The 735-nt window shown below is 64.4% G+C and carries 1 protein-coding gene; it reads right to left on the reverse strand.

Going from position 1 to position 735, the window contains the following annotated elements:
• A partial coding sequence (locus tag ADK66_RS29150) for a phosphopantetheine-binding protein (protein ID WP_231640247.1) occupies window positions 1-606 on the reverse strand: 606 nt, incomplete at its 3' end.
• Window positions 607-735: the final 129 nt, after the last annotated feature.

The following is a 735-nucleotide window of genomic DNA, read 5'->3' on the forward strand; positions in this document are numbered from 1 at the left end:
CAGCAGCGCGAAGGGCGCCACCGGCTCCCACTCGTCAACGCCCTCACCCAAACTGGCAGCCAGCCCGCGCACCGTCCGGTAAGCAAAAACATCCCGCACACTCGTCGGATAACCAGCCGCCCGCAACGCACCCACCAACGACACCGCCAGCATCGAATCACCACCGAGATCAAAGAAACTCGACTCGACACCAACAACGTCACGACCCAAAACCCGCGCCCACACCCCCGCAACAGCCCGCTCCACCACCGACACCGGCGCCACAAACACACCAGCCGACTCATCACCAAGCACCGGCACCGGCAACTGACGCCGATCCACCTTCCCATTCGGATCCACCGGCACCACATCAACAACCATCACCACCGAAGGCACCAACACCTCCGGCAAAACCCCCCGCAACACCTCCCGCACACCCACCACATCAACACCCGAACCAACAGGCACCACAAAACCGGCCAACACCTGCCGACCATCCACCCGCACCACCGACGCCACCGCATCCCGCACACCCACACAGGACCGCAACGCCGACTCCACCTCACCCAACTCCACCCGCACACCACGCAACTTCACCTGCGCATCCAACCGACCCAGGAACTCCAACGTCCCGTCCGACCGCCACGCCACCGCATCCCCAGTCCGATACAACCGCGACCCCACCAACCCAAACGGATCCGGCACAAACCGATCCGCCGTCAACCCCGCAGCACCCCAATAACCCCGACCCACACC

It is taken from the genome of Micromonospora sp. NRRL B-16802 (assembly GCF_001279555.1).
In the GTDB taxonomy this organism is placed as follows: domain Bacteria; phylum Actinomycetota; class Actinomycetes; order Mycobacteriales; family Micromonosporaceae; genus Micromonospora; species Micromonospora profundi.